This window comes from Ruegeria sp. YTSB088, assembly GCF_059609825.1.
This window is the reverse complement of record NZ_JBXWMM010000001.1, coordinates 73,323-96,116: the sequence shown is the minus strand read 5'-3', so window position 1 is coordinate 96,116 and position 22,794 is coordinate 73,323. Positions and strand designations below refer to the sequence as shown.

At 56.2% G+C, this 22,794-nt stretch carries 21 protein-coding genes and 1 riboswitch; of the genes, 6 read left to right on the top strand and 15 right to left on the bottom strand.

The window, feature by feature from the left end:
* Nucleotides 1–19 precede the first annotated feature (19 nt).
* Complete coding sequence (locus AC2FFA_RS00510; RefSeq protein ID WP_496849341.1) at nucleotides 20–1,594, bottom strand: 5-guanidino-2-oxopentanoate decarboxylase; 1,575 nt, start codon at nucleotides 1,592–1,594, stop codon at nucleotides 20–22.
* A complete protein-coding gene (locus AC2FFA_RS00505; RefSeq protein WP_496849340.1) occupies nucleotides 1,594–3,042 on the bottom strand; it encodes a TrkH family potassium uptake protein in 1,449 nt (482 codons plus the stop codon). The genes AC2FFA_RS00510 and AC2FFA_RS00505 overlap by 1 nt, the downstream gene beginning before the upstream one ends.
* Nucleotides 3,043–3,053: 11 nt before the next feature.
* Between AC2FFA_RS00505 and AC2FFA_RS00500 the strand changes: the two genes are divergently transcribed.
* A complete protein-coding gene (locus tag AC2FFA_RS00500) occupies nucleotides 3,054–3,803 on the top strand; it encodes a hypothetical protein (RefSeq protein ID WP_496849338.1) in 750 nt (249 codons plus the stop codon).
* 340 nt (nucleotides 3,804–4,143) lie between these two features.
* Here the strand turns inward: AC2FFA_RS00500 and folE2 are convergent, their stop codons facing one another.
* Together folE2 and metZ are read right to left on the bottom strand one after the other, a co-directional pair.
* Nucleotides 4,144–5,247 (bottom strand): GTP cyclohydrolase FolE2, encoded by a 1,104-nt coding sequence (folE2, locus tag AC2FFA_RS00495; protein ID WP_496849336.1) that lies wholly within the window; start codon nucleotides 5,245–5,247, stop codon nucleotides 4,144–4,146.
* A 231-nt stretch (nucleotides 5,248–5,478) separates the two neighbouring features.
* Complete coding sequence (metZ, locus tag AC2FFA_RS00490) at nucleotides 5,479–6,684, bottom strand: O-succinylhomoserine sulfhydrylase (protein ID WP_496849334.1); 1,206 nt, start codon at nucleotides 6,682–6,684, stop codon at nucleotides 5,479–5,481.
* Between the two features lie 61 nt (nucleotides 6,685–6,745).
* Nucleotides 6,746–6,823, bottom strand: a riboswitch (SAM riboswitch).
* 121 nt (nucleotides 6,824–6,944) lie between these two features.
* On the opposite strand from metZ, the gene AC2FFA_RS00485 reads away from it, so the two are divergent.
* Nucleotides 6,945–7,643 carry a glutathione S-transferase N-terminal domain-containing protein gene (locus AC2FFA_RS00485; RefSeq protein ID WP_496849332.1) on the top strand — a complete coding sequence of 233 codons (699 nt, stop codon included), beginning with the start codon at nucleotides 6,945–6,947 and terminating at the stop codon, nucleotides 7,641–7,643.
* Nucleotides 7,644–8,447: 804 nt separating this feature from the next.
* Here the strand turns inward: AC2FFA_RS00485 and AC2FFA_RS00480 are convergent.
* On the bottom strand, nucleotides 8,448–8,819 hold the full coding sequence (locus tag AC2FFA_RS00480) for an OB-fold nucleic acid binding domain-containing protein (RefSeq protein ID WP_496849330.1): 372 nt from the start codon (nucleotides 8,817–8,819) through the stop codon (nucleotides 8,448–8,450).
* Nucleotides 8,820–8,946: 127 nt separating this feature from the next.
* On the opposite strand from AC2FFA_RS00480, the gene AC2FFA_RS00475 reads away from it, so the two are divergent.
* Together AC2FFA_RS00475 and AC2FFA_RS00470 are read left to right on the top strand one after the other, a co-directional pair.
* Nucleotides 8,947–9,270, top strand: a complete 324-nt coding sequence (locus AC2FFA_RS00475; protein WP_117869348.1) for a 2Fe-2S iron-sulfur cluster-binding protein — start codon at nucleotides 8,947–8,949, stop codon at nucleotides 9,268–9,270.
* A gap of 164 nt (nucleotides 9,271–9,434) precedes the next feature.
* Entirely contained in the window at nucleotides 9,435–10,013 is a 579-nt protein-coding gene (locus AC2FFA_RS00470) for an FG-GAP repeat domain-containing protein (protein ID WP_496849328.1), read from the top strand.
* Between the two features lie 769 nt (nucleotides 10,014–10,782).
* Here AC2FFA_RS00470 and AC2FFA_RS00465 read toward each other — a convergent pair.
* From AC2FFA_RS00465 to AC2FFA_RS00440, 6 genes are all read right to left on the bottom strand, one after another.
* Entirely contained in the window at nucleotides 10,783–11,460 is a 678-nt protein-coding gene (locus AC2FFA_RS00465) for an aspartate/glutamate racemase family protein (RefSeq protein ID WP_496849326.1), read from the bottom strand.
* Nucleotides 11,461–11,467: 7 nt separating this feature from the next.
* Nucleotides 11,468–12,190: an ABC transporter ATP-binding protein gene (locus tag AC2FFA_RS00460; protein WP_496849324.1), complete on the bottom strand. Its 723-nt coding sequence runs from the start codon at nucleotides 12,188–12,190 to the stop codon at nucleotides 11,468–11,470.
* A gap of 3 nt (nucleotides 12,191–12,193) precedes the next feature.
* Nucleotides 12,194–12,976, bottom strand: a complete 783-nt coding sequence (locus AC2FFA_RS00455; RefSeq protein ID WP_117869352.1) for an ABC transporter ATP-binding protein — start codon at nucleotides 12,974–12,976, stop codon at nucleotides 12,194–12,196.
* Nucleotides 12,973–13,944: a branched-chain amino acid ABC transporter permease gene (locus tag AC2FFA_RS00450; RefSeq protein ID WP_117869353.1), complete on the bottom strand. Its 972-nt coding sequence runs from the start codon at nucleotides 13,942–13,944 to the stop codon at nucleotides 12,973–12,975. Before AC2FFA_RS00450 ends, AC2FFA_RS00455 begins: the two co-directional genes overlap by 4 nt.
* A gap of 19 nt (nucleotides 13,945–13,963) precedes the next feature.
* The gene (locus tag AC2FFA_RS00445; protein ID WP_496849322.1) at nucleotides 13,964–14,833 is read right to left on the bottom strand and encodes a branched-chain amino acid ABC transporter permease; all 870 of its coding nucleotides are present in this window, start codon (nucleotides 14,831–14,833) and stop codon (nucleotides 13,964–13,966) included.
* A gap of 94 nt (nucleotides 14,834–14,927) precedes the next feature.
* Nucleotides 14,928–16,115, bottom strand: coding sequence for an ABC transporter substrate-binding protein (locus AC2FFA_RS00440; RefSeq protein WP_205511943.1), 1,188 nt, complete (start codon nucleotides 16,113–16,115; stop codon nucleotides 14,928–14,930).
* A 230-nt stretch (nucleotides 16,116–16,345) separates the two neighbouring features.
* On the opposite strand from AC2FFA_RS00440, the gene AC2FFA_RS00435 reads away from it, so the two are divergent.
* Nucleotides 16,346–17,059: a GntR family transcriptional regulator gene (locus tag AC2FFA_RS00435; RefSeq protein ID WP_496849320.1), complete on the top strand. Its 714-nt coding sequence runs from the start codon at nucleotides 16,346–16,348 to the stop codon at nucleotides 17,057–17,059.
* Between the two features lie 462 nt (nucleotides 17,060–17,521).
* On the opposite strand, the gene AC2FFA_RS00430 is transcribed toward AC2FFA_RS00435, so the two are convergent.
* Nucleotides 17,522–17,698, bottom strand: a complete 177-nt coding sequence (locus AC2FFA_RS00430; RefSeq protein WP_162896785.1) for a hypothetical protein — start codon at nucleotides 17,696–17,698, stop codon at nucleotides 17,522–17,524.
* Nucleotides 17,699–17,824: 126 nt separating this feature from the next.
* A complete protein-coding gene (locus tag AC2FFA_RS00425) occupies nucleotides 17,825–18,049 on the bottom strand; it encodes a hypothetical protein (RefSeq protein ID WP_496849318.1) in 225 nt (74 codons plus the stop codon).
* A gap of 128 nt (nucleotides 18,050–18,177) precedes the next feature.
* Between AC2FFA_RS00425 and AC2FFA_RS00420 the strand changes: the two genes are divergently transcribed.
* Nucleotides 18,178–18,897 carry a plasmid recombination protein gene (locus AC2FFA_RS00420; protein ID WP_496849316.1) on the top strand — a complete coding sequence of 240 codons (720 nt, stop codon included), beginning with the start codon at nucleotides 18,178–18,180 and terminating at the stop codon, nucleotides 18,895–18,897.
* Between the two features lie 193 nt (nucleotides 18,898–19,090).
* Here the strand turns inward: AC2FFA_RS00420 and AC2FFA_RS00415 are convergent, their stop codons facing one another.
* Nucleotides 19,091–20,890, bottom strand: a complete 1,800-nt coding sequence (locus tag AC2FFA_RS00415; protein WP_496849314.1) for an NAD(P)-binding domain-containing protein — start codon at nucleotides 20,888–20,890, stop codon at nucleotides 19,091–19,093.
* Nucleotides 20,891–21,038: 148 nt separating this feature from the next.
* On the bottom strand, nucleotides 21,039–22,778 hold the full coding sequence (locus AC2FFA_RS00410; RefSeq protein WP_496849312.1) for a sigma-54-dependent Fis family transcriptional regulator: 1,740 nt from the start codon (nucleotides 22,776–22,778) through the stop codon (nucleotides 21,039–21,041).
* Nucleotides 22,779–22,794 lie beyond the last annotated feature (16 nt).

Below are 22,794 nucleotides of genomic sequence, written 5' to 3'. Positions count from 1 at the left end.
AAAGTGCGGCGCTTTTTCGTTACAGAATGTCAGGTGTCACGTGGATCAAGGTTGGCACAGGCGCATCGAATGCGGCTCGGACTGCACTTTGCATCTCTGCCACATTCGAAGGTGCTGAAGAGCGCGCACCGAAGGCTTGGGCGAGTTTGCAGAAATCAGGATTGTGGGCCATGACCGCATTGGGGGCGATCTGACTGCGCACCATACTGTCCTCGATTTCTTTCAGTTTGCCGTTGTCCCATAGAATGATCGGCAGCGACAAACCCAGTTCAACCGCCACGCCCAGTTCCTGCATCGTGTAATGGAACCCGTAATCCCCGGCGATAACGGCCGTGGGTTTGCGGCGTCGGGCAACCGCCCCGCCAATACCGGCGGGCAACCCATAGCCAAGAGTGCCAAACCCCGTCGGATGATGCCAGTGATGAGGATAGGCCATGTCCCATACCTCTTTTGCTACGTAAGCAAATTGCGTCATGTCCGAATAGATCATGGTGTCGGCCGGCATGGCCGCGCGCAGGGCGTCTGCAATCGGCACGATTCCCGGCCGCTCGGCATCCACCTCAGCACGCCAGCGGGCGCGCATGTCGGCCACTTCCTCGGCTGACCAGCCCGTTGCTGGTTTCATGTCTTGGGTTGCGTGCCACAGGGCGCGGGCAAAGCTCTGGCTGTCGACTTGCAGCTTGATGGCGGCGCGGCGACGATCAGACAGAACCTCGGGGTCGAGATCAACGCGTATCAAGGTCGCCTTGTGCCCCAACTCATGCCGCCACAAATCGACCTCGCCCAGCTCGGCCCCTACCGCGATCACCAGATCAGCCGATGCTATCACCTCGGCACTGCCGGGACGCGGCAACATGGACCCGAAATCCAGCGGATAATTTGCGCCCGACAACCCACGTCCGGCATAGGTGGTAAAGCACGCCGCCCCCAGCTGCGTCAGAATCTGCCGCCATTCATTAGATTTGCAGCCTCCACCCAGAATGAACAGCGGCCTGCGGGCCAGGTTCAACATGGACACAACCGATGACACGTCAGGCGGCAACGCTTTGGTGCGCAGCGCGGGCTGGTTGGGGAACGGCGCCGGGTCGGCCTCGGCCTCCAACTGTGCGATGGGCACCTGAATGTGCTTGGGTCGCGGGCGCAAAAGCTCGAATTCTTCAAACGCCCGTTCTATCAGCCCATAGGCAGCTTCGGCGGAATCGGCCTGTAGAGACCAATCCGCAACCGTACCGGCGGCGGCACGTTGATCATTCATCTGGTGCAACTGGCCCCGGACGGCCTGTGTTTCATCCAGACAGGAGGACAGAATCAGCATCGGAACCGAGTCGCTGTAGGCCTGTCCGATCGGGGTCATAATGTTGCACAAACCGGGTCCGGTGATCACATAGGCGACGCCGGGCTGGCCGGTCGCACGCGCGTAACCGTCAGCCATGAAACCAGCCCCCTGCTCGTGCCGGGCCAGAACATGCGTGATTCCGGCCTCTTCGATACCGCGATACATTTCCTGATTGTGGACACCGGGAATGCCGAAAATCACATCCACACCACGATCCTTGAGCATATGCGAGATTTGCGCGCCAAGGGGTCTTTTCATCAGCCTCTCCAGAATTGAACGGTGAAGATCGCGTATACGGCCAAAAGCTCGAGCCGCCCGACCAGCATTCCGGTTGTCAGCAGCCATTTGGCCGTATCGTTAAGACCTGCAAAATTACCCGCAGGTCCGATCTGATCGCCAAGACCTGGGCCAACGTTGGCCAGCGCTGTCGCGGCCCCGGACACGGAAGTAATGAAGTCCAGACCTGTCAGTGCCAACGCCCAGGACAACACGCCCATCGACAGAACAAAGAACATGAAAAAACTCATCACCGAGGTCAGAACGTCCCGTCCGACCGGCCTTCCATCATAGAGCGGCATGAACACGCCATGAGGGGACCTGATCCGTTTGATCTGGCTTTTGATCGAGGCAAACAGCAACTGATACCGGAAAACCTTGATCGAACACGCCGTCGACCCCGCGCATCCACCGATCAATCCGATCAGGAAAAACAACATGATCGGAAAGCTGCCCCACCCCATGTAATCGACACTGGCATATCCTGTCCCCGAGATGATCGAGGTGATATTGAACAACGACTCGCGGAACGCCTGTTCCCAGTGATGGGGAAAGACCGAGGTCAGAAAGACTGACATGATGACAACCAGAACCAGAATGGTCGCCAGAAATGCCCGTATTTGACTGTCTTTCCATAAGGACGCCGTATGACCATTGGCCAATTGGACATAGCGCACAAAGGGAAGAGCCGCCAAAATCATGAAGACGGATGCAGCATATTCGGCCGGGCCTGAAAATGTTCCAAACGAGGCATCATAGTTCGAAAAACCGCCGGTAGACATCGTCGTGAACGCGTGCACCAACGCGTCAAAAAAACTCATCCCTAACCCGGAATAGACCAGCACGCATACAAGAGTCAGAAAGACGTAGATCAGGGAAATCTGTCCCGCAATCTCTTGCGCGCGTGGCAGGATTTTTCCCATGGTTTCAAATCCTTCCGATCGGAAGATTTGCATGCCACCAACCCGCAATTCCGGCAGGAACACCATGGCGACAACGATGATACCGATACCCCCCAGCCATTGCAGGATACCCCGCCACAACAAAAGCCCCTGCGGCAGCGTATCCAACCCTGATATCACGGTCGAACCTGTCGTCGTCAGTCCTGACATCGCCTCGAAATACGCATCGACAAAGCGCAGCTCGGTTTCACCGAACAGAAACGGAATTGCACCGAAGACGGGCAGCGCAACCCAGACCCCTGTTGTCAACAGAAAGGTCTGCCGAATGGTCAACCCCTCGCCCACGCCATTCGAACAACTCATCGCCAGAACGGATCCGGTCAGCATCGTGATGATCGCGCTTTCCAGGAAGACATTCCATTCGCCGCGACCCTCGATGATGTCCGCAAGCATAGGAAACAGCATGGTCGCCCCAAGAATGGCGACCAGCAAGCCAATCACATATCCGACCGGGCGAAGATCCATCATAACGCGCAGCGTTGGCGCGCCAGCCCGACCGTGTCAAGCAGATGATCCCGGATTACGCGTCTGTTTTGCTATCTGCCCCCGGCATCGCGGGTGGATTCGACGGCGACCGGGTTTTGCGCGCCTGCGGTTTTGATTGCTCTACCGCTGCCGCGGGTTTTGGCTGCGTAGCAGAAGGCGCTTGCTTCGGAGATGTTGCCTTGGGCGTACGGGGCGCGGGTTTTGCTCGGGTCGATTCGGTTTTTTCAAGCGTCTTAGCAGCTTTGGACCGTGCGGAGGGCGCCTTGGTCGCGGAATCCGCAGGTCGGGCCCGAGGTTTTTTCACCGGGGCTGATGCACCCGAGGAAGACGCGGCAGGGGTCGCGTTCCGTGCAACCGGCTTAACGTTATTGGCACCAGATACAGCCGGTTTCGTTTCTGTTTTTGGCCGCGGTGCCGGTTTTGGTGCTGGTTTGGCTTTCACTGCAGTTTCAACCCTAGGGGTGGCGGCGGCGCGTGGCTTCGCGGAAAACTCTGCAGGTTTGGGTTCGGGTTTCGGTGTAACCGCAACAACCTTCTTTACCGGTTTCTTCGCAACAGCGGTCTTTTGGGCCGCTGAATTTGACACGCGCGGCGCGGTAGCATTGGCCTTGACCGTCGTCTTTTTAACCGGTTTTGCAGGAGCTGATGCAGCCGAGTGCAGTGCTTGCACAGGTGCCATGGGCAGTTCAAACGCAGAACGGGCCACAATTTGCATGATCTTTATCTGGTTGACCATTGCGTAGCCTGCCATGCGAATTGCCGCAGCTTGAAACTCCAGCGGTTGGGTAATCGGATTCATTACATGTTTCTCCTGTAAAAACGATGCAGCCCGAGATTTGTGACTAAAGTGCCTTGTCCGCTTCGATTTCTCGAGCGACGGTTTAGGTCTTGCAGTCCAAGGCGTCTCACGTCTCGGCTTCCTTTCAGGGCCGTTCACCATTCAATTGGCGTACAACAGCTGCTGCATTCCCTATGGACATACAAGAAAAAACCGCGCAGATGCAGCATTTTTGCTGCATTGCGGCAAAGGAGCGCCTACAGATGAAATCTCTGATTAAATTCTAGCCGCTTACGCAGGTGTATTCACCCAACGTGAAACAGGGTAGTGAACAGTCTTGGATCCAAGCTGGATGCCGCAAAGGTTGGTCCTTCGGTCAGAATCGACACGGCGTCGTGGCTGTGCAGGCTTTCCTGATGGCTGGCGACAACCCGGAAATCACCGACGTGATGATCTGCCAGCAATTCAGCGCAGAACAAGCGCGCCGCATCTTCGACAAAAATCGGATTGGCGGCGTTCAGCTCGGCAAAAGCCTGTTCATCTTCACGTTTGACCATGACCTGCGTTTCGGTCGGAACCGCGCGTCGGCATAGCCCGATCAGGTCTTCAAACCACAGACAATCGGCGTCGCAATCGACGACCACGGAAATCCGCGCGACAGAACGTTGCGAATGTGGTGTCGCCAATTGTCCCCGCGTGGAACGAGCATGTTCACTCAGTTCCAAAGAGCACGGGCAGGTCGAGGAATAGACATAGTCCAGATGCATGATCTTCTGGCGCACACCGTTGGATTCCACCAGTTCCAGAGCGATGTCGTAATACTGGTACCCTTCCAGACCCGATCTCAGGCTCTTGATCTTGTCCGGGTAGGAAAACCGCATTTGGATACGGGCATCGAAACTGTCCAGATCGGTCATGTAGTCGTCAAGCGCCGCCTCCATCACTTCGAAACTGAATGTGCGCTCAGCATGTTTGTAGAATGACCGCATGATCCGGGACATGTTGATGCCCTTTTTCTCGGCCTCAAGGCTGACGGTACCGGTGATTGACGTCTCAAGCGCCAGGTCTTCACCCTCTTTCCGATGAAATCGGATCGGTAGGCGGAAATTCGAGATGCCGACATGCTGGATCTGCTGCTTGGCACCGCGGATCAGGCTGGACGGACCGTTTTGCAAATCAGGCAATGTCGCGCGGTAATCCGCGTCAACTGAGAAACCATCCGGGTACTCGCGCGAGAGCGAAGGATAGTTCACCGCAGTCAGGCCGGGCACCAGCCGCGCAATAGCCGGATCTAGTTGGCTGATCTCGGATGCCGTCGCAGATTCCGCCCATTGCCGCAGAACCTTCAGAGCCTCGGCAGCTTTTTCCTGATCCGGAGTATCATCAATGTCGCGCGGGTGAACGTTCATCGGCTGCGGTTCCTCGAATGGTCGGCAGAATATATACGGCTGCAGGTCACTTACCAGTTTAACCCATTACGCAGGAAATAGCAGTCCGGATTGAAAAAACCGGCGCAAAACCGTCATTTTGCAACGAATTACGCCTTTCGCAGACGCAAAGGTCAGGCTTCAACCGTGAATACCACCCGAAAAGACGCCGCGTTCACAGACAACGCGACGCCTAAAGCGGTAAGAGGCTTTTCACTGTGCTCCAGTTTGTTTCTGCGAAGCCTCCAATGCCTGCTGGATGTCCGCCAGCAAGTCCCCGGCGTCTTCCAGGCCAACTGAAAAACGGATCAGGCCCGGCGTTATGCCCAGCTCATCTTTTTGTGCATCACTCAGACGCTGGTGGGTGGTGGTCGCCGGGTGCGTCGCGATCGACTTGGCATCGCCCAGGTTGTTGGAGATCACAGGAATGGTCATCGCATTCAGGAAAGCAAAAGCCGCGTCCTTGCCACCCTTAATATCCAGAGACAACACGGTTCCGCCCTTTCCGCCAAGTTGCGATTGAACCAGAGCATTTTGCGCGTGGGTCTTCAAACCAGGGTAAAGGGTACGCAACAGCGCGGTATGCCCTTCAAGCGCCTCCGCGATCCTTTGCGCGCTGTCGGCCTGCGCATTGACGCGCAGCGCCATGGTTTCTAGACCTTTGAGCATGACCCAGGCGTTGAACGGGCTGAGCGCGCCGCCGGTATGTTTCAGATACGGCTCAACGGTTCCGCGGATGAAGTCCCTAGTGCCGATGATGACGCCGCCCAGCGCACGGCCTTGCCCGTCAATGTGCTTGGTTGCCGAATAAACGACCACATCCGCGCCCTGTTCTATCGCGCGCGAGAAGACGGGCGTCGAGAACACATTGTCCACCACCACAATGGCGCCGACTGCATGGGCCAGCTCGGACACGGATGCGATGTCGATCACTTCAAGAGTCGGGTTCGACATGGACTCGAAGAAGACCGCCTTGGTGTCCGGGCGGATCGCTGCCTGCCATTGCTCCAGATCGGTGCCGTCCACAAAGGTCACTTCGACGCCAAAACGGGTCAGGATGTTCTCAAGAATGTACAGGCAGGACCCGAACAGTGCCTTTGCTGAAACAACATGCTCCCCGGCCTTCAACATCGAGGTCAGCGCACCGTTGACCGCCGCCATGCCCGAGGCCGTCGCAAACGCATCCTCGCCACCTTCAAGTGCCGCTATACGCTGTTCGAACATAGATACGGTCGGATTGCCATAGCGGGCATAGATGAACTCATCGGGGCCGCATTCCAGAAACCGGGCTTCGGCCTGTTCGGCGCTTTCGTAGACAAAGCCCTGCGTCAGGAAAATCGCCTCGCTCACCTCATTGTACTGACTGCGGCGGATACCGCCATGGACGGCTTGTGTGCGCTTGTTCCAGTTCTCGCTCATCTCATTCCTTTCAGCCTCTGGCGGAGGCAAACAAAAAACCCCAGACGCGGCCAAGCGAAAGGGGTCTTTCATCCTGACCTTTTAGCGGTGTTGTTTAGCGTGGCCCGCAATCCGGTAACAAATCGCCACGTAGCTCTGGGATGGCAATACGCCTCGGGCGGTTTGCGGTCAAGCCCGGCTTGCATTCGGTCACGCTTTCGTAAGCCGCACTTGCCGAGCCGGCAGAAACCCGCATGATCCCCCCAACATCAGGAGAACACATGGCTGACCCGATTGATCTGTTTTTCTGGCCCACACCGAACGGCTGGAAAGTGTCCATCGCTCTGGAAGAGATGGAGCTGCCCTACACCACTCATCTGATCGATATCGGAAAGGGTGATCAGTTCGACCCCCGATTCCTGAAGATCGCCCCGAACAACCGGATGCCAGCAATCGTGGATCCAGACGGGCCAGATGGTACACCGATCTCGGTTTTTGAAAGCGGCGCAATCCTGATGTATCTGGCCCGCAAGACCGGGCGGTTCTATGGAAAGACCGAGCGTGATCGGATCGCCGTCGAAGAATGGCTGATGTGGCAGATGGGCGGCGTTGGTCCGATGGCCGGTCAGGCGCATCACTTCCTGAAATACGCCCCTCAGCTGAGCCCCCCACAGGACCTGCCCTACGCCAAAGACCGTTACCGGGCCGAGGTCGGTCGTCTTTACGGGGTACTCGACAGACGGCTGGCCGAGAACGAATACGTTGCAGGAGACTTCTATTCGATTGCAGACATGTCGATCTGGGGCTGGGCCAGCCTGTGGGAAGGGCAGCAGCAAGTGCTGGAGGACAAACCCCACTTTGCGCGCTGGCTGAAGGCCGTCGGCGCCCGCCCCGGCGTTCAGGCCGGGCGCGCTCTGCACGCAGATCTACGTGGAGACAATCGCGACAAGCAGGCGCAGGAGGTCTTGTTCAAACGATGACTGCGTTGAAAACCCGTTTGGATTGACGCTGATCATCGGCCCTGGCTGCCTTGGCCGCGGCAGGATCGGCTAGCGAAACTTGAATTCGGGCTCCGCAGGGAAAGACATCGGTCTACTCCTCCAAACCCCACTGCGCAACGCGGCAGTATTTCTGTGGTCAACGCGCATCCGGGGCGTCAGGACAAAAGCCGCTTGCGTTTTCCTTACCGCGTTTTTCCCAACTGGTTCTGCGGGTCGCTCATTCGTATCGAAAGAAAGGCCACCCGGCACCTTCGAGCGCGCCGAACGAAAGTTGGGAACCGAGTGCATTTTTTCACCGGTTTCTTCCACCAAACGTGTCATCTCTTTGCGCTTTAGATGTTGCAATTCCGAGAGGTATTTTTGGGTTTTCCCAAGGTGTCTGTGCTCGAAAGAATGGGCATTCAATGCTTCTTCGATCATTCTGGCGGTATGCACATATCCCTTTGAGCGTGTAAGCGCCAAGAGCTCCTCGAGGCGACTGGTTATCTGGCTCTCATCCAGATGGACGTTTTTTTCGAAAGATCCATGTTGTGTTACGTTGGGCATCTGAACCGACTCTGAGATGATGTGAGTAGCGTGCAATCGCGTCTGCGTTCTGACACAGGCGACGCATAGAGTTGCCTGCCATTACTCACGCGGCATCAAAGAGTCGACCAACCAGCGCCAAAGTGGCAAAAAAGCGCCTCTGTTCCGCCGGTGCATCAGGGGGCAACCAGGCGAGCACAGGTCTTGGTGCGCGCAAGGCGGCAACGCAGACGTCGGCTTTTGGCCGTGAAAGCTGGCCTACCCCTCGCCCCGCACCAGCACATCCAACATCCCCGAAATATCCTCGATCTCTTCCGCAATCACATGGGTCACTGAATGCGCCCGCTGCATCCGGCCTGTCACTTTCAGCAACCGCCCCGAAATCACCGCACGGCGGAACTGTTCGTAGATTTTGCGCCAGACCACCACATTCACGATCCCGGTCTCATCTTCAAGCGTCAGAAAGATCACGCCCTTGGCCGTCCCCGGCCTCTGCCGCAGGATCACCAGCCCGGCCACAGCCACGCGCGCACCCTCAGACGGGGAATCCAGTTGGTTGGAAGGCAGACAAGACGGCGGGCGCGGCCAATCACGGTTTGAAGCCACAGGGCGAATGGGTGTAACAAGCATGAGAACAAAAATAGAACAAATAGCAAGAAAGTCCAGACACGGCGCACTGAGTCGCAAATGAGGCTGGAAAGACCTAAATGCCTTCACTAAGGAAGAAATCGAACATCGCAAAAGGAAGACGCACGCAATGGCAAAGATCACCTATGTCGAGCACGGCGGTACCGAACATACAGTCGAGGTCGCCAACGGACTGACCGTCATGGAAGGGGCCCGTGACAACAACATTCCCGGCATCGAGGCCGATTGCGGCGGCGCCTGCGCCTGCTCGACCTGCCATGTTTACGTCCATCCCGACTGGATCGAAAAAATTCCGGCAAAGGATGACATGGAAGAAGACATGCTGGACTTTGCGTTCGAGCCCGATCCGGCCCGCTCGCGCCTGACCTGCCAAATCAAAGTCACGGATGCGCTGGACGGGCTGGTCGTTCAGATGCCCGAAAAACAAATCTGATGCACAACAAGGCGCCGTGGCTACCCCGCTGCTTTTGGCAAAAACGGGCGCGCGGCGCTTTCTTACCTTTTGGACTTTGGCTCACGCTGCCACTAGCTGGCACGGCAGATACCATTAACGACGCCCGCTTCACAGAACCAACCACTCGTTACGCCCATGGCGTCTTGGGTGACACTATCGAATATGGCGCGCTGGAATTCACGACCGGCAATACGGTCGTAACTGTTCGCCTGCCACAGGATCGCGTGTTCGAAGACATCGCTCCGCGCTTGGCAGACATCAACCGAGATGGTGCACGCGAAGCAATTGTCGTTGAATCCCACAACAACTCAGGGGCTCAACTAGCGATCTACGACGCCGCCGGAGAAAAGATCGCAGCCACGCCTCATATCGGTACCCGCTTCCGCTGGCTCGCCCCGATTGGGGCCGCCGACCTGGACGGCGACGGGTATATCGAGATCGCTTACATCGACCGCCCTCACCTGGCCAAAACATTGCGTATCTGGCGCTTCAAAGACGGCGGGTTGGCAGAAGTGGCCGCTCTGCCCGGATTGACCAACCACAGGATCGGTGAAGATTTCATTTCCGGCGGCCTGCGCACCTGCGGCGACCGCCCTGAACTGATCGTAGCCAGCGCCGACTGGTCGCGGATCGTCAGCGTCTCCTATGACAACGGCTGGATCAAATCTGACCTGGGCCCGTTCAAAGGCCACAAAAGCCTAGCCCAAGCCCTGAACTGCTGATCCGCCTCTTCATCTGGCCAAAAACACCCTGGGGGGGGGTGGGCGGTTGAAAGGAAATCGTCCAGTGGACGATTTCGACCGCGAACGCGCACAGCGCCGGGAGACCGCAAAACCGAGGGGGCAGCGACCTTAGCCCGTTCGTTAGTTGTACTTTCAGTTGCGGTCGAGAAGTTGTCATCCCTGATTGTGATCCATCGGGCATTGCCCAAGCGCGAACGTCAAAATCGGGCCTTTGCAGCTGTCCAAGAAGTATTGGTTCGCTGCAATGCGGCTTCCCGAAAGCAGCCATTCGCGCGTCACCAAAACCCAGACCAAAAGCTGAAGGACATACCCCAAAGAAGCGCTTGCTTTGCATCTTAGCGTGCCTCCCTACCCGTTCCGAAGCGCGCCAATACAAAGACGCACATCTTGGTCGCTCTGAACTTTGCAGAACCGATATTTGAAAAGTAAACAAGATCCTGAAGCGGTTCGGATGGCCAGCCGATGTACAGGAAGTCAGGTTGAAATTTTTGAAATCCTGATCGAACAAGCTCGCCGGTTTGCTAATCAGCTTGTTTGGCACATGTACTGAATCACATCCTTCGGGCATGCAAAAGCTAAGTTAGATAGGATCGAAGTTGCGAACATGATCCGAATTAAGCAATTCGAAATACCTTGGATCCCTGGATTTTTCAAAATTGCTGTTGTTGTGGGAGATCTGTGTCTGGCGGGCGGGTATTTTCCGCACTTCGATAATTTGCGACACAACGCAAGTTCCCGATTGTGATGATCAGGCATAAGAACAGAGCTTCGACGTTGTTAGTTTGGCTTTGACCAACGCCTCCGCGAAGGTGACAGCACATACAACGCCATCAACAACCGGCAAACCAAATTCCTCGGACAAATGCGACATCAAGTCTGTCATCCCTGCACAACCCAAAACAATGGCCTCAGCCCTGTCTTCATCAATCGCGGCCCGAATCTCGGCCCTGATTTTGTCGACGGTGTTCGGGTCGTTTTCCTCAAGTTTTAGAACCGGTACGTCTGATGCGCGAACACGAACGCAACGGCGGTCTAGACCATAGCGCAACAGGTTCGATTCCAATCCTGCAAGGGAGCGGGACAATGTTGTGATGACGCTGAACTTTGGACTGATCATCGACGCCGCGTGATATGCGGCCTCGCCCACACCGATAACCGGTGCCGATGTGACACAGCGCACCGCATCAACACCGGTATCATCAAAACAAGCGACAACAACGGCATCGGCATCCGGATGCTCTTTGACAACGTCCAACAATCCAGGCACGCAAGTGGATACATCCAGATAGCCTTGGATACTAGCCGGACCATCTTGCGAGCTCGTGGCAATGATCTCAGTTTCCGGATCCGCAACAGCCCGGGCCGCCGCCTCAATCTTTCGGGTCATGGAACTGGTGGTGTTGGGATTGACGACAAGCAGTTTCACAACATCCTCACACTTCTCCGCCAAGATAGGCGGCTTTGATCCGGGGATCGGTCAGAAGTTCCTTGGATTTTCCAGAAATAACGACATTACCGGTGGTCAGCGCGTAGGCCCGGTGCGAAATCGACAGCGCCATGCGCGAGTTTTGTTCGACCAGCAGCACAGAAACACCCTCATCGCGATTGATGGCCACGATCGAACGGGCGATATCCTGTACTAGTTTGGGCGCGATGCCCAGCGACGGCTCGTCCAGCAACAACAGGCGCGGTTTTGCCATCAGCGCACGTCCGATGACCATCATCTGCTGTTCGCCACCCGACAGGGTGCCGGCCGATTGGGAATAGCGCTCTTTCAGCCGTGGAAACCGTTCCAGGACCGAATCCAGCGTTTGCTGGATGCCTGCTCTGTTCGACCGGGTGAACGCCCCCATCAGTAGGTTGTCTTTCACAGTCATATAGGGAAAGACACGGCGTCCTTCGGGCACCATTGCAATACCTTTGGATACGATGTCTGCCGGATTGGCACCGTCAATCTGTTCACCCTCAAAAGAAACCGAGCCGGCCTTGACCTGAGCCAACCCTGTGATCGCCCGCAGGATCGAGCTTTTGCCCGCACCGTTGGCGCCGATCAGCGCAACGGTTTCTCCCTGCTCCAGATCGATCGACACACCTTTCAGCGCATAGACATGGTCGTAGTAGAGCTCGACATCCTTGAATTCCAACATCTTTGTCATGGCTCAGATCCCGATCTCGTCATCCGCGCTGCCCAGATAGGCTTCGATGACCTTTTCGTTGTTCTGGATTTCCCCAGGCGTCCCTTCGGCGATCATTTCGCCAAAGTTTAGAACCACAATCCGGTCGGATATATTCATCACCGCAGGCATGTCGTGTTCCACCAACAGCACCGTAACACCCCGGTCATCGCGCACCTTGCGCACCAGATTGACCATTTTCATGGTTTCGTCATGGTTCATCCCGGCAAAGGGTTCATCCAACAGCAGGACCTTGGGATCAGTGGCCAATCCAATGGCAATTCCCAGCGCCCGCAAGTTCCCTTGTGGCAGGTTCGAGGCCTGCTCATTGGCGATCTCGGTCATGCCAAGGAATTCGATCAGATCGTCGGCATATTGGCCAAAGCTGTCGACATCCTCATGCGCCATCCTGGTGCCCCAGAAATACCCCGCCAATGAGGCGCGGGCCCGCAAATGCTGCGCGACGATGATGCTTTCGCGCACGGTCATCGACTTGAAGATAGTCGTTTCCTGAAACGTGCGAACGACCCCTTTACGCGCCACCACATGCGGCTTCAGGTTCGAAATCCTTTCGCCCTTGAACAGCACCTCCCCCGTTGTTGTAGGCAAAAAGGACGAGATCATCTTGAACAGTGTGCTTTTTCCAGCCCCGTTTGGCCCGATCACTGACAGGATCTCATTTTCATTGACATTGAAGGAGATATCGCTGTTGGCGGTCAAACCGCCGAACTTCTTGGTGACATGGCGGATTTCCAGTAGATGACTCATTTGTCGGCCCCCTTTTTACCGGGAAGGCGAAGGCTCAGCAGGCCGTTGGGCAGCACCAACATCAGGATGATCAGCAAGCTGGAATAGGCCAACAGTTGGAAGCGACCCAATTCAAACAGCAGGTCCCAACCGAAATACAGAACCAGTGTGCCCAGCATTGGGCCAAAGACATATCCCAAACCGCCCAGGAAACAATTCAGCATGAAGTTCACGCTGTCGGCGACCTGAAAGCTGGAAGGGTAAACCGACTGTGCGATTGAGCCGAACATCGCCCCGCCAATACCGCCCAGAAAGGACGAGATCGCGAACACGATGACCCGGATGTACGAGATGTTGACGCCGATAGAACTGGCCAACTCCTCGTTCTGCTGCATCGACCGACACAGATGGCCAAGCCGCGAATTCACCAGCCGATACATGGCGGCAAAGGTCAGCACCATCAGCACGCTGGCGGCGTAGTAGAAGGCAAGCCTTGGGTTTTCCAGCGTCGCGAAATCCGGGATCAGGGTCAGGCCCAGAACCGACACCCCTCCGGGCAGCGGGATCGAGGTGATACCCTTGGCCCCATTCGTAATTGGCAAGGCCAGCGCGGTCAGGGTGACCACCTGCGTCAGCACCAGTGAAATCATGGCAAAGTAGACACCGCGCAGGCGCAGGATCGGAACCCCGATCACAACCGCCACAGCGGCGGCGAACAGCCCCGCCAGCGGCAACGACAGCCAAAAGGACATACCGGCCTTGGTCACCAAAACGGCTGAAACATAGGCCCCGATCAGGGCAAATGCCCCCTGACCGATATTGATGCGCCCGATATAGAAAGTTAGCCAAACTCCTGCGCTGGCTATAGACAAGAGCGCCACCGAGGTCAGAGTATAATACAGGTCGGACCGCCCCGATGCCGTGATAAAACCAGGTATTGCGATGAAGACGGTCAGCAGGAAGATAGCCAAGCCGACCCATTGGATCATGTTGAGTTTCGGCACTGTGTTATCCCCACGGTTTGCCCATCAGCCCCTGCGGACGGATGGCCAGGAAAATCATCAGCGAGACGAAAATCAGCAGATAGGTGATATCGCCATACTGCGAGAGGACGGCCAGACCAATGGCTTCGAGAAAGCCAAGGATAATCCCGCCCGCAATCGCGCCTGAGATCACACCCGCACCTCCGATCATCACCATCATGAAGGCTTTGATCGAGGTCGGTCCGCCCATGCCAAGATTGACGCCGGTGATCGTCACCAGCAATCCACCAACCAGACCGGCCAGCATGGCACCCAGGGCGAAACCGATCATCGAATACCGGGCGACGTTGACCCCCATCAACTGCGCCGCCGTCCGATCTTGCGCCAGCGCGCGCAGCGCTCGGCCAGTTTTGGAATGCTGCATGAACAAGATAAACGAGATGATCGACAGGATGGCCAAAACGCAGATCAGGATGCGATCATAGGGCATGATCAATCGGAAATCCCAATTGAAAACACCGTCGACGATTTTGGGAACACCGCGTTGCTTCTCGCCAAAGACCAGCAAGATGATCGCATCGAAAAAGAACGCCAAACCTGCCGCCAGAAGCATTGTGCTCTCCTCGCGGGAAGATCGACGTATAACCGGCGCAAACAGAAAACGCTCAATCAATGCGCCAAGCACTGCAAGTGTGATACAGGACGCCAAAAGCGCCAGCACAAACGGCCAGCCCAGCTGTCCGTAAAACGTATAGGTGACAAAACCGCCAAGAACATACATCTGCCCATGGGCAAAATTCAGCACGTTCATCAGGGCGAAAATCAGCGTCAATCCAAGGGCGATCATCGCATATTGCGCGCCCAGATAGATGCCATTTGCTAGTATCTGTTCCATGAGTATCCCGCGTAAGGTTCGGGTATCCCAGGCTGGAGATCAGCCCGGGAGGTCAGTGGCTCGGTAGGCTTTTGCCTTGGTTGGGAGTATTGCCTCAGTCGACTTCAGCGACAAAGAGCGTTTCAAACGCACCGTCCTGATAGACATTGACGACCAGTGGAACGGCAATCTGACGCTTTTGTCCGAACGACGTCGTGCCCACATAGCGCATCTTGGCGTCGCCCTTCATGAACGGATTGGGGGCCTCGAACGTGTCCATCGTGGCTTGGAACGCCGCGACATCCTCGATACCAGCCGGGTTCGCATTCAATGTCGCCAGAATGTATTCCAGCGCATAGACTTTGGTGTTGGACTCGTCGTTATATTCGCCGAACATATCAGTATAGCGTTTGACGAATTCCTTCATGTCATCCGATGCGATCTCGGGCGTTGACGCGCCGCCAACCGAAATGAACCCATTGGCCAGATCGCCTGCCCCTTCACGCAGAACCGTCGCATCCTGCGCGGTTTCGGTTGAGATGATACCCTGGAACCCGAGCTCGCGCGCTGAACGGATCAGCTGAGGCGCATTGGCCGGGGAAACGCCGGACAGAACCAGCAAGTCCGGCTGCGTGCGCATAACCGGGGTCAACACCGGCGTGAAATCGGTGGTGTCCACCTGATAAGTCACGTTGTCGGAAACAACCTCAAGCCCCAACGCCTTGGCCGCTTCGATACCGCCATCCCGCTGGCTGAGCGGATCGGACTCGTTCGCGGCGACGAAAGCAACAGACTTCACGCCCTTTTCATCCTTGAGGTATTTATAGATCGCGGGACCGGACTGATAATTGGCAACCATACCCAGAACGGCATTCGATGCGGGGGCCGAGTACAGCTCTTTCGGGAAGGCATAGGGGAAATACATTATCCCTTGCGCTTCGGCGACCGGACGCACCGCTGCGGCACCGTCATCCACGTTGGGGCCGACCACATAGTGGATACCTTCTTGCGCCATCTTTTCCATACCGGCGATGGCGCGCTTGGGGTCTTTCTGATCGTCAAACGAGACGATTTCGATATCGTAGGTGGTGTCACCAATTTTGTAACCACCAGCCTCATTGATCCATTCAGCTCGCGCTTCCATCGAGCGCTGATTGGAAATGCCCCAGGCCGCCGCCGGACCAGAGGTCACGCCAACAAAGCCTATCTTAAGGACCGGGTTCTCGGCCCAGGCGGCCGATCCAAGCACGGATGCGGCCAGCGCCAAAGCAGCCGATGATTTCATCAGAGTTCTGCGTTTCATTATTTCCTCCCTACTGAGGTATCGGCGCCTCTTTCGGGCGCTTGCAAAAATAGACTGTGTCATCGGTCGAATCCCGGTGAACGCGTCAAGTTCTGCATTGTTAACAATTTCTGTCAACACTTTTTGTTGTGCGAAATATTGATATTGTCAACAAAACTCCGATATATTGTAAGAAGAAAGCCTTGCAGCTATTAACAAATTTCAGGCTTACCCCACCGGAATGAAACGAGATGACGGACGAATCTGAAGACAAGCTAGGCACCCTGCGAACCGATCCTGATGAACAAATGATCGTTGATCGGATTTATTCTGCGGTGATGGAGCAGAAACTGGCTCCCAGAACCAAGCTGAGCGAGCTGGCATTGTGTGAGACCTTCGGTGTCGGTCGAATGCGCGTGCGCCGCGCGCTGTTGCTGCTTAGTAGCCAGGGGATCGTCGATCTGCGTTCCAATCGTGGTGCGTATGTTGCCTGCCCCAGCGCCGATGAGGCTCGCGAGGTCTTTGTTGCCCGTCTGATGATTGAAACTGGCATCGTGCGAGAACTGGCGCGTGGCATCAGTGATGAGGGTGTTCAAGTCTTACGTGCGCATGTCGAGAAAGAAGAGATTGCACGAAATGATGATGACAGGACTGAAATGATCCGTCTTTCAGGTGCCTTTCACGTCGAACTGGCGCGATGTCACAAGAACTCGGTTCTGACCCGCGTTCTGCGAGAGTTGGTCACCCGCACTTCACTGATCGTTGCTCTGTTCGGATCAAACCGCAATGCCACCTGCCCGGATGACGAACATACTTCGATCATTGACGCGATTGCAGATGGCCAGCCGCAAGCGGCCGAAGACGCCATACGTCACCATATTCTTCATGTTCAGAATTCGCTGGACCTCGAACAAACCCAAAAGACAGAACCTGATTTGGCGAAGATATTAAGCGGGCGAATGTAATTCGCATTTGGGGTTGTGCCGCAGGATTTTTTTGGCGTCGCTCGTGGGCACACAATCTGCGGCATTCAATCATCTCGTAACCTTCAGGGCGCTTCATTGCACAAGCTCATCGTATAGCTCTAAATTGGCCGTGGCCCGCTTTCAACTGATCGAACGTTTGATAACTTGAATGTCCGCTTCTAACTCAGTGCCTGGCGATTTATGCGTCAGCAGCGAATGCCTTCTTCCCGCCCGTTTCCTCGCCCCCACTCTCAACAGGGGACAACAACGGGTTCGTCCTCGGAGCTGCTACCCAACAATGCCCCACTTCTGAGATGCATCTCGGCTTGCAACCCGTTTTGCGCTCCCTTTTCCGGCATCAGCGTGATCTTGTCGATGAGCATCGCCAGATATCCCTGCGCTTCCTCGAGACGGATTTCTGCAAGTCTGAGCTACAACGAGCATAAACGACGGCGCGGAGAGTCATGGCGTTTCCTTGATGGGGTGGTTCAAATTGGCGGCGGGTTGCGACGCGATGGCTTGCACCTCGGCGCGCGCCATCAGCTTGAGCAGACCGCGCAGGGCGATCTGTGTTTGGTTGTTTGCGCCCTGTGGCGCGTTGACGGCCTGAGCGGTGAACTGAAGGGGTGTACTGTCCATATCGGGGTCCCTGTGTTGGTGTCAGCCGAGAGTGGCAGTCGGAACTTGGGATCGACGGAATTTTTGCAGAAAACAGTTTGGATGGTTTGATCCGAAAGCGCCTTTGCGCCTCCGGATCGTTGCAGGTCAGGTCATATCCTGGCCGCGCAGCGTCAGCGCGATTTGCTCGGATCGGCGCAATCGGCCGAGTGTTTGCAGGGTTGTGCGCAACGACATCAGGGGCTGGATCTTGCTCTCCAGATCCCGCGCCTTCGGCTCCAGCTTTTCGATATGGTAGCCGCCGGGCACGTGGTTCTCATCCGAGATAAACTCGGTGCGCCGTCCAGTGTCGACAACTTCGATCAGCCGCATCAGCACACACTCCAACGCATCGAGGTCTCGCGCAGAGAAAATCTTCTCCTAGGCTATCCGCACCGCAAGACGGCGCGCGGCATTGGCACTTTGTATGGCGTGCAACGCGTCATGGTCCTCTGCGTGAGGTGATCATCACAGCGCACAAGGACTGGTTTGCAGCGTTTGATCACGACAACATAGACCACCTGTTTGGTGAGAGTCGCCAGGACCAATTTGAGCAAGCGGCTGTGGCGTGGCTCAAAGACAGCTTTGGAGATGATGTCATTCTCGCACGGGCTGATCTTGATGAGACCACCTATCGTATCCACGCGGTTGTGTTGCCGCGCTCACAAACCAAAGACGGGTGCAAGATGCTGCAGCCATCGGTGCACGCTCTGATCAAGGACTATGAGAAAGCGCAAGACAGCGTTGGCGAGTGGTTCTCAGAATTGGGTCTGCAACGCGGAGAGCGGCGCAAGCAGGCACTGCGAGACGCGGTGCATCAGCATCGCAATGATCAGACATCAAGCGCCAATGAGAACGAGGGACTCGCGAGCCTTCCGGAGCATGTGGAGCACGTTAGCCCGCGCAAATGGCGGGAAGAGAAAGAATGGCAACTGACAGAGCGTGAAGCCCACGTAGGCAAACGCGAGAAACAAGCCGCGACGGAAGACGATGCCTTCAGGCGCAAAGTCTTCGTGCTCTTTGAAGCCGTTGCCAAAATCGGCGCCAAAAAAAAGATACAGCGTCATCCGCTGCGCCCAGCAGGCATCGACCAAGAAGTCGAGAAACTGCGGGGGGTTAAAAAAGAGCAAGCCGAAGGTGATGGCAAGACCAGATCCGGAACCCAAGGGGTAAGCGGCTAAAGGCACCCAAAACGAACAGAAAAAGGGCGCGGATCAAACCGTGCCCTTCTTCAATGTGTTTTTTTACCGCTTTGGCTATTCAGGGTGCTCGCAGTGTCTAAAGCGGACCTTCACGTCGCCCTCCTCCAGGGTCGGCAATGCGGACTTTCAATCGAAAAAAATGAAAGTCCGCTTATTGATTGTAGCGCATGCTTTAACTGAAGTGATGCACTTCTTGAAAGCCGTAGACCGGCGTCGGGATACCCTCCATCCGGGCCTTTATTTGAAGCGCCAGGAACTGTGAATAATGCCGGGACTGATGCAGGTTTCCACCATGCATCCAAAGGTTTGGAACCTGTGTCGGCTTCCACATATTGCGTTGCTCGCCTTCCCAAGGCCCCGGGTCCTTGGTTGTGTCAGAGCCTAGACCCCAACATTTTCCAAGGCGATCTGCCATATCCTGGCCCATCAGGTCCGCGACCCAGCCGTTCATCGAATTATACCCGGTCGCATAGACCACCAGATCGGCATCCAGATGCGTTCCGTCATCAAGGATAACTCCGGTTTCATCAAGCGCAGTGACCTGACCGCGTTTCAGTTTGATCTCGCCATCAATGATCAACTGGCTGGCCCCGATATCGATGTAATAGCCCGATCCGCGACGCAGGTATTTCATGAACAGGCCGCTGTCATCATCGCCCCAATCCAGCCAGAATCCGGCCTTTTCAAGGCCGTCATAAAACTCTTTGTCCTGCTCTTTCATCGCGGCATAAGCCGGAATCTGGAATTCGTGCAGAATGCGATAGGGCAGCGACGCAAAAATCAGATCGGCTTTTTCGGTCGTCATGCCTGACTGCACCGCACGTTCAGAATAGAGATCGCCCAGTCCGATTTCCATGAGGGTGTCCGAGCGGACAATATGGGTTGAGGACCGCTGCACCATTGTCACGTCAGCATCGTTTTCCCAAAGCGCCGCGCAGATATCGTGGGCCGAGTTGTTGGACCCCACCACAACGACCTTCTTACCGGCCCATTTGTCGGGACCTTCATGTTCCGACGAATGCACCTGTTCGCCTTTGAAAACATCCATACCCGGAAAATCAGGCATGCGTTTCTTGCCGGACATCCCCGTCGCCATGATCAGATGTTTGGGCCGCAGCACAACTTCTTCGCCGTCCCGGTCCACAGTGATGGTCCATTCGCCCTTGTCTTCTTTGAACGTGGCGGATTTGGCCGTCGTGCGCGTCCAATAGTTCAGCTCCATCACCTTGGTGTACATCTCAAGCCAGTCACCGATCTTGTCCTTGGGCGAGAACACGGGCCAGTTTTCCGGGAACTTGATATAGGGCAGATGGTCGTACCAGACCGGGTCATGCAGGCAGAGGGATTTGTAGCGATTGCGCCAACTGTCGCCGGGCCGGTCATTCCGTTCAACGATGATCGTCGGAACACCCAGCTGACGCAGCCGCGCACCCATGGCGATCCCACCTTGACCACCGCCGATGATGACGCAGTAGGGCTGTGTTTTGTAGCCCAGTTCAGCCTCTTCCTGCGCCCGTTCTTCGGCCCATGTGGACCTGTGTTTGCCCGCACCATGCTTGGCCCCAAGTGGGCGGTTGAACCCTTTGGGCTCTTCATGACCTTTCAGCTCGACCATCGTGGTCAGCAGGGTCCATATCTTGCCATCCTTGAGGCGCAGCAACCCGTAGCCGCGTGCCAATCCAGTTTCGAACTCGATCCATGAGGTGGTTATTCCGCCGTCTTCTGTGGGCACCTCACCTTCGGATACTTTCCAACCGCTCGGTTTGGTTGTGACCAGCTGATGCGAAAGCATATCTGCCACCTGCGCCTTGCCTTCGACCGTTTTGATATTCCAGGTAAAGCTGACCAGATCGCGCCAATAACAATCGTCTTGGAACATATCGCACGCGGCACTGATATCGCCTTTGGATAAAGCCGCACCGAAGTCATCCAGAAACCCCTGCACCTGATCCGAGAGTGTTGTGTCGAGCATGTGATCCTCCCTATCTCCACGGAGCAGAAGGCTGGCAAATCCGTGACCCTTCGGGCAAGCGGATTTGGTGAATCAACACTTGGTGCGGTCCAAAAACGCCATAGCTTGTTGCGCGCGCAACAAGGGCGCAACACGGGTACGTGTTCGTTTAAGCGGGCGGTTTAAGCCCGGCTTTTCGCATACGGCGCAGGATCGTCGATCGGTTCACACCAAGGCGCCTTGCCAGTTGGGACATGTTCCAATCGCAAGCACGCAAAAGTGTTTCCAGATCATCTGATTCCTGCTTTTGCGTAGGGGCGAGCGCCGGGGCGGGCAAATCCGTTAAGTCGATGATGTTGTCCCCACACAGGGCGACCGAACTTTGCAGTAGATGTTCCAGTTCACGAATATTTCCGCGCCACAACCGTGATTTCAAATCGGCGCGGGCAGCGGTCGACAGGCGAATATCATGGCTGGCAAACCGTCGGAGCAGACGATCAATTAGCCAATCCAAATCCGCACGGTGGCGCAAAGGCGGCAGAGACAATGTGGCCCCCGCAATCCGGTGAAGCAGATCTTCACGCAGACCGCCCTGCAATCCTGCCGGGGGCTGCCGGCATGAGGCGATGATCCTCAGATCAGCGCGCCGCTCAAGCACTGCCAAAAGAGAGGCCTGCGCAGGCTCGCTTAGGTCTTCAACGCCGCGCAGGAACAGTGTGCCAGGTTCGATAGCATGGCAGAAGCTGAATGTCGGAGTGTCGCAGCAGATCACGGTGTGGAAATCCTGTGTCGCGGGATCGGCCATATGGATCGCGCGCGCCAGCTTGGTTTTGCCTGTCCCGCTTTCACCGGTCAGTAAAAGCGGCAGATTTGTCGGCGCTAGACGGGCAGCCTTGTTCAAAAGTTGCTGAAGGCCCACATCCAGCCCCGCAAAGCTGCCAAGGGCACCAGGCAGAACCTGTTCGCGTTTGCGCAGGGCTGCCGTCATCTGCGGCGTCTGTGGCGCAACGGCATGACCATAGAGCGCGCGCCCATCCTTGAGGTGTAGAACGCGGTCTTCGGACGGTCTGCCGCGCATGAATTCGGGCATGTCATCAACACTGATTTCAAGCCAGTCCTGCAATTGCGACCCGATCAGGTGGCCTGAACCGTCCGGGTCCAGTGCACATCGGGCCCCCGAAGTCATACCGATGATCTTGCCGCCTCCGTCCACTGCAACCGCCGCTTCAGGATCGACCTCAAGAAATTCGGGGCTGGCAGAAAAGCGCAGGACCCAATCGCGCCGGGTCGATGCCATCAGGTTTGCCATCTCGACGCGACGTGCGGAATTCGTCACCAATGTCATGGCCAGATTCTGCGATGCCTTAGGCGAGGGTCCACGCAACAAAGACACATCCAGAACAGCCGCAAGACCACCTTTGGTGTCAAAAATAGGTGCTGCCGTACAAGACAGCGGCGTATGCGTGATTGAAAAATGATCGCCCTGATGAATCGTCACCGGCTGACCTGTAACGATACACGACCCCACCCCGTTCGTTCCTGCCAACTCTTCCGTCCACTTGAATCCCAGATGCAGACCCGCAGTTCTGAGCTCGTCCTCGAAGTTCCGGTCGCCAAAGTAATCAACGCAGACGCCATCTGCATCCGCAAGCATCAGGACGTAGTTCTGCCCTGCCACCTGCGCAAACAGGGATTGCAGTCCCGAACGCGCCGTTGCGATCAGACGTTCGGATTGTTCCAGATGTTCACGGAATTTGGTGTCCGGGAGGATGTGCGCTGGTTCCTGTCGTGAGGGATCCATTCCATAGGTTTCAACACAGCGCTGCCAGCTATCCGCGACAAGTCGGTCTCGCCCTGTATCGAACCCGCTTAAGACACGGTCAATCTCTTTTGAGTGCTGGCGGTCCAACAGCTTCCCGTCCTAC

Coding starts and splice junctions, on each gene's coding strand:
- AC2FFA_RS00510 (WP_496849341.1), bottom strand. CDS start 1,594: ATGAAAAGACCCCTTGGCGCGCAAATCTCGCATATGCTCAAGGATCGT.
- AC2FFA_RS00505 (WP_496849340.1), bottom strand. CDS start 3,042: ATGATGGATCTTCGCCCGGTCGGATATGTGATTGGCTTGCTGGTCGCC.
- folE2 (WP_496849336.1), bottom strand. CDS start 5,247: ATGAACGTTCACCCGCGCGACATTGATGATACTCCGGATCAGGAAAAA.
- metZ (WP_496849334.1), bottom strand. CDS start 6,684: ATGAGCGAGAACTGGAACAAGCGCACACAAGCCGTCCATGGCGGTATC.
- AC2FFA_RS00485 (WP_496849332.1), top strand. CDS start 6,945: ATGGCTGACCCGATTGATCTGTTTTTCTGGCCCACACCGAACGGCTGG.
- AC2FFA_RS00480 (WP_496849330.1), bottom strand. CDS start 8,819: ATGCTTGTTACACCCATTCGCCCTGTGGCTTCAAACCGTGATTGGCCG.
- AC2FFA_RS00475 (WP_117869348.1), top strand. CDS start 8,947: ATGGCAAAGATCACCTATGTCGAGCACGGCGGTACCGAACATACAGTC.
- AC2FFA_RS00460 (WP_496849324.1), bottom strand. CDS start 12,190: ATGACAAAGATGTTGGAATTCAAGGATGTCGAGCTCTACTACGACCAT.
- AC2FFA_RS00455 (WP_117869352.1), bottom strand. CDS start 12,976: ATGAGTCATCTACTGGAAATCCGCCATGTCACCAAGAAGTTCGGCGGT.
- AC2FFA_RS00450 (WP_117869353.1), bottom strand. CDS start 13,944: ATGATCCAATGGGTCGGCTTGGCTATCTTCCTGCTGACCGTCTTCATC.
- AC2FFA_RS00445 (WP_496849322.1), bottom strand. CDS start 14,833: ATGGAACAGATACTAGCAAATGGCATCTATCTGGGCGCGCAATATGCG.
- AC2FFA_RS00440 (WP_205511943.1), bottom strand. CDS start 16,115: ATGAAACGCAGAACTCTGATGAAATCATCGGCTGCTTTGGCGCTGGCC.
- AC2FFA_RS00435 (WP_496849320.1), top strand. CDS start 16,346: ATGACGGACGAATCTGAAGACAAGCTAGGCACCCTGCGAACCGATCCT.
- AC2FFA_RS00430 (WP_162896785.1), bottom strand. CDS start 17,698: ATGGACAGTACACCCCTTCAGTTCACCGCTCAGGCCGTCAACGCGCCA.
- AC2FFA_RS00425 (WP_496849318.1), bottom strand. CDS start 18,049: ATGCGGCTGATCGAAGTTGTCGACACTGGACGGCGCACCGAGTTTATC.
- AC2FFA_RS00415 (WP_496849314.1), bottom strand. CDS start 20,890: ATGCTCGACACAACACTCTCGGATCAGGTGCAGGGGTTTCTGGATGAC.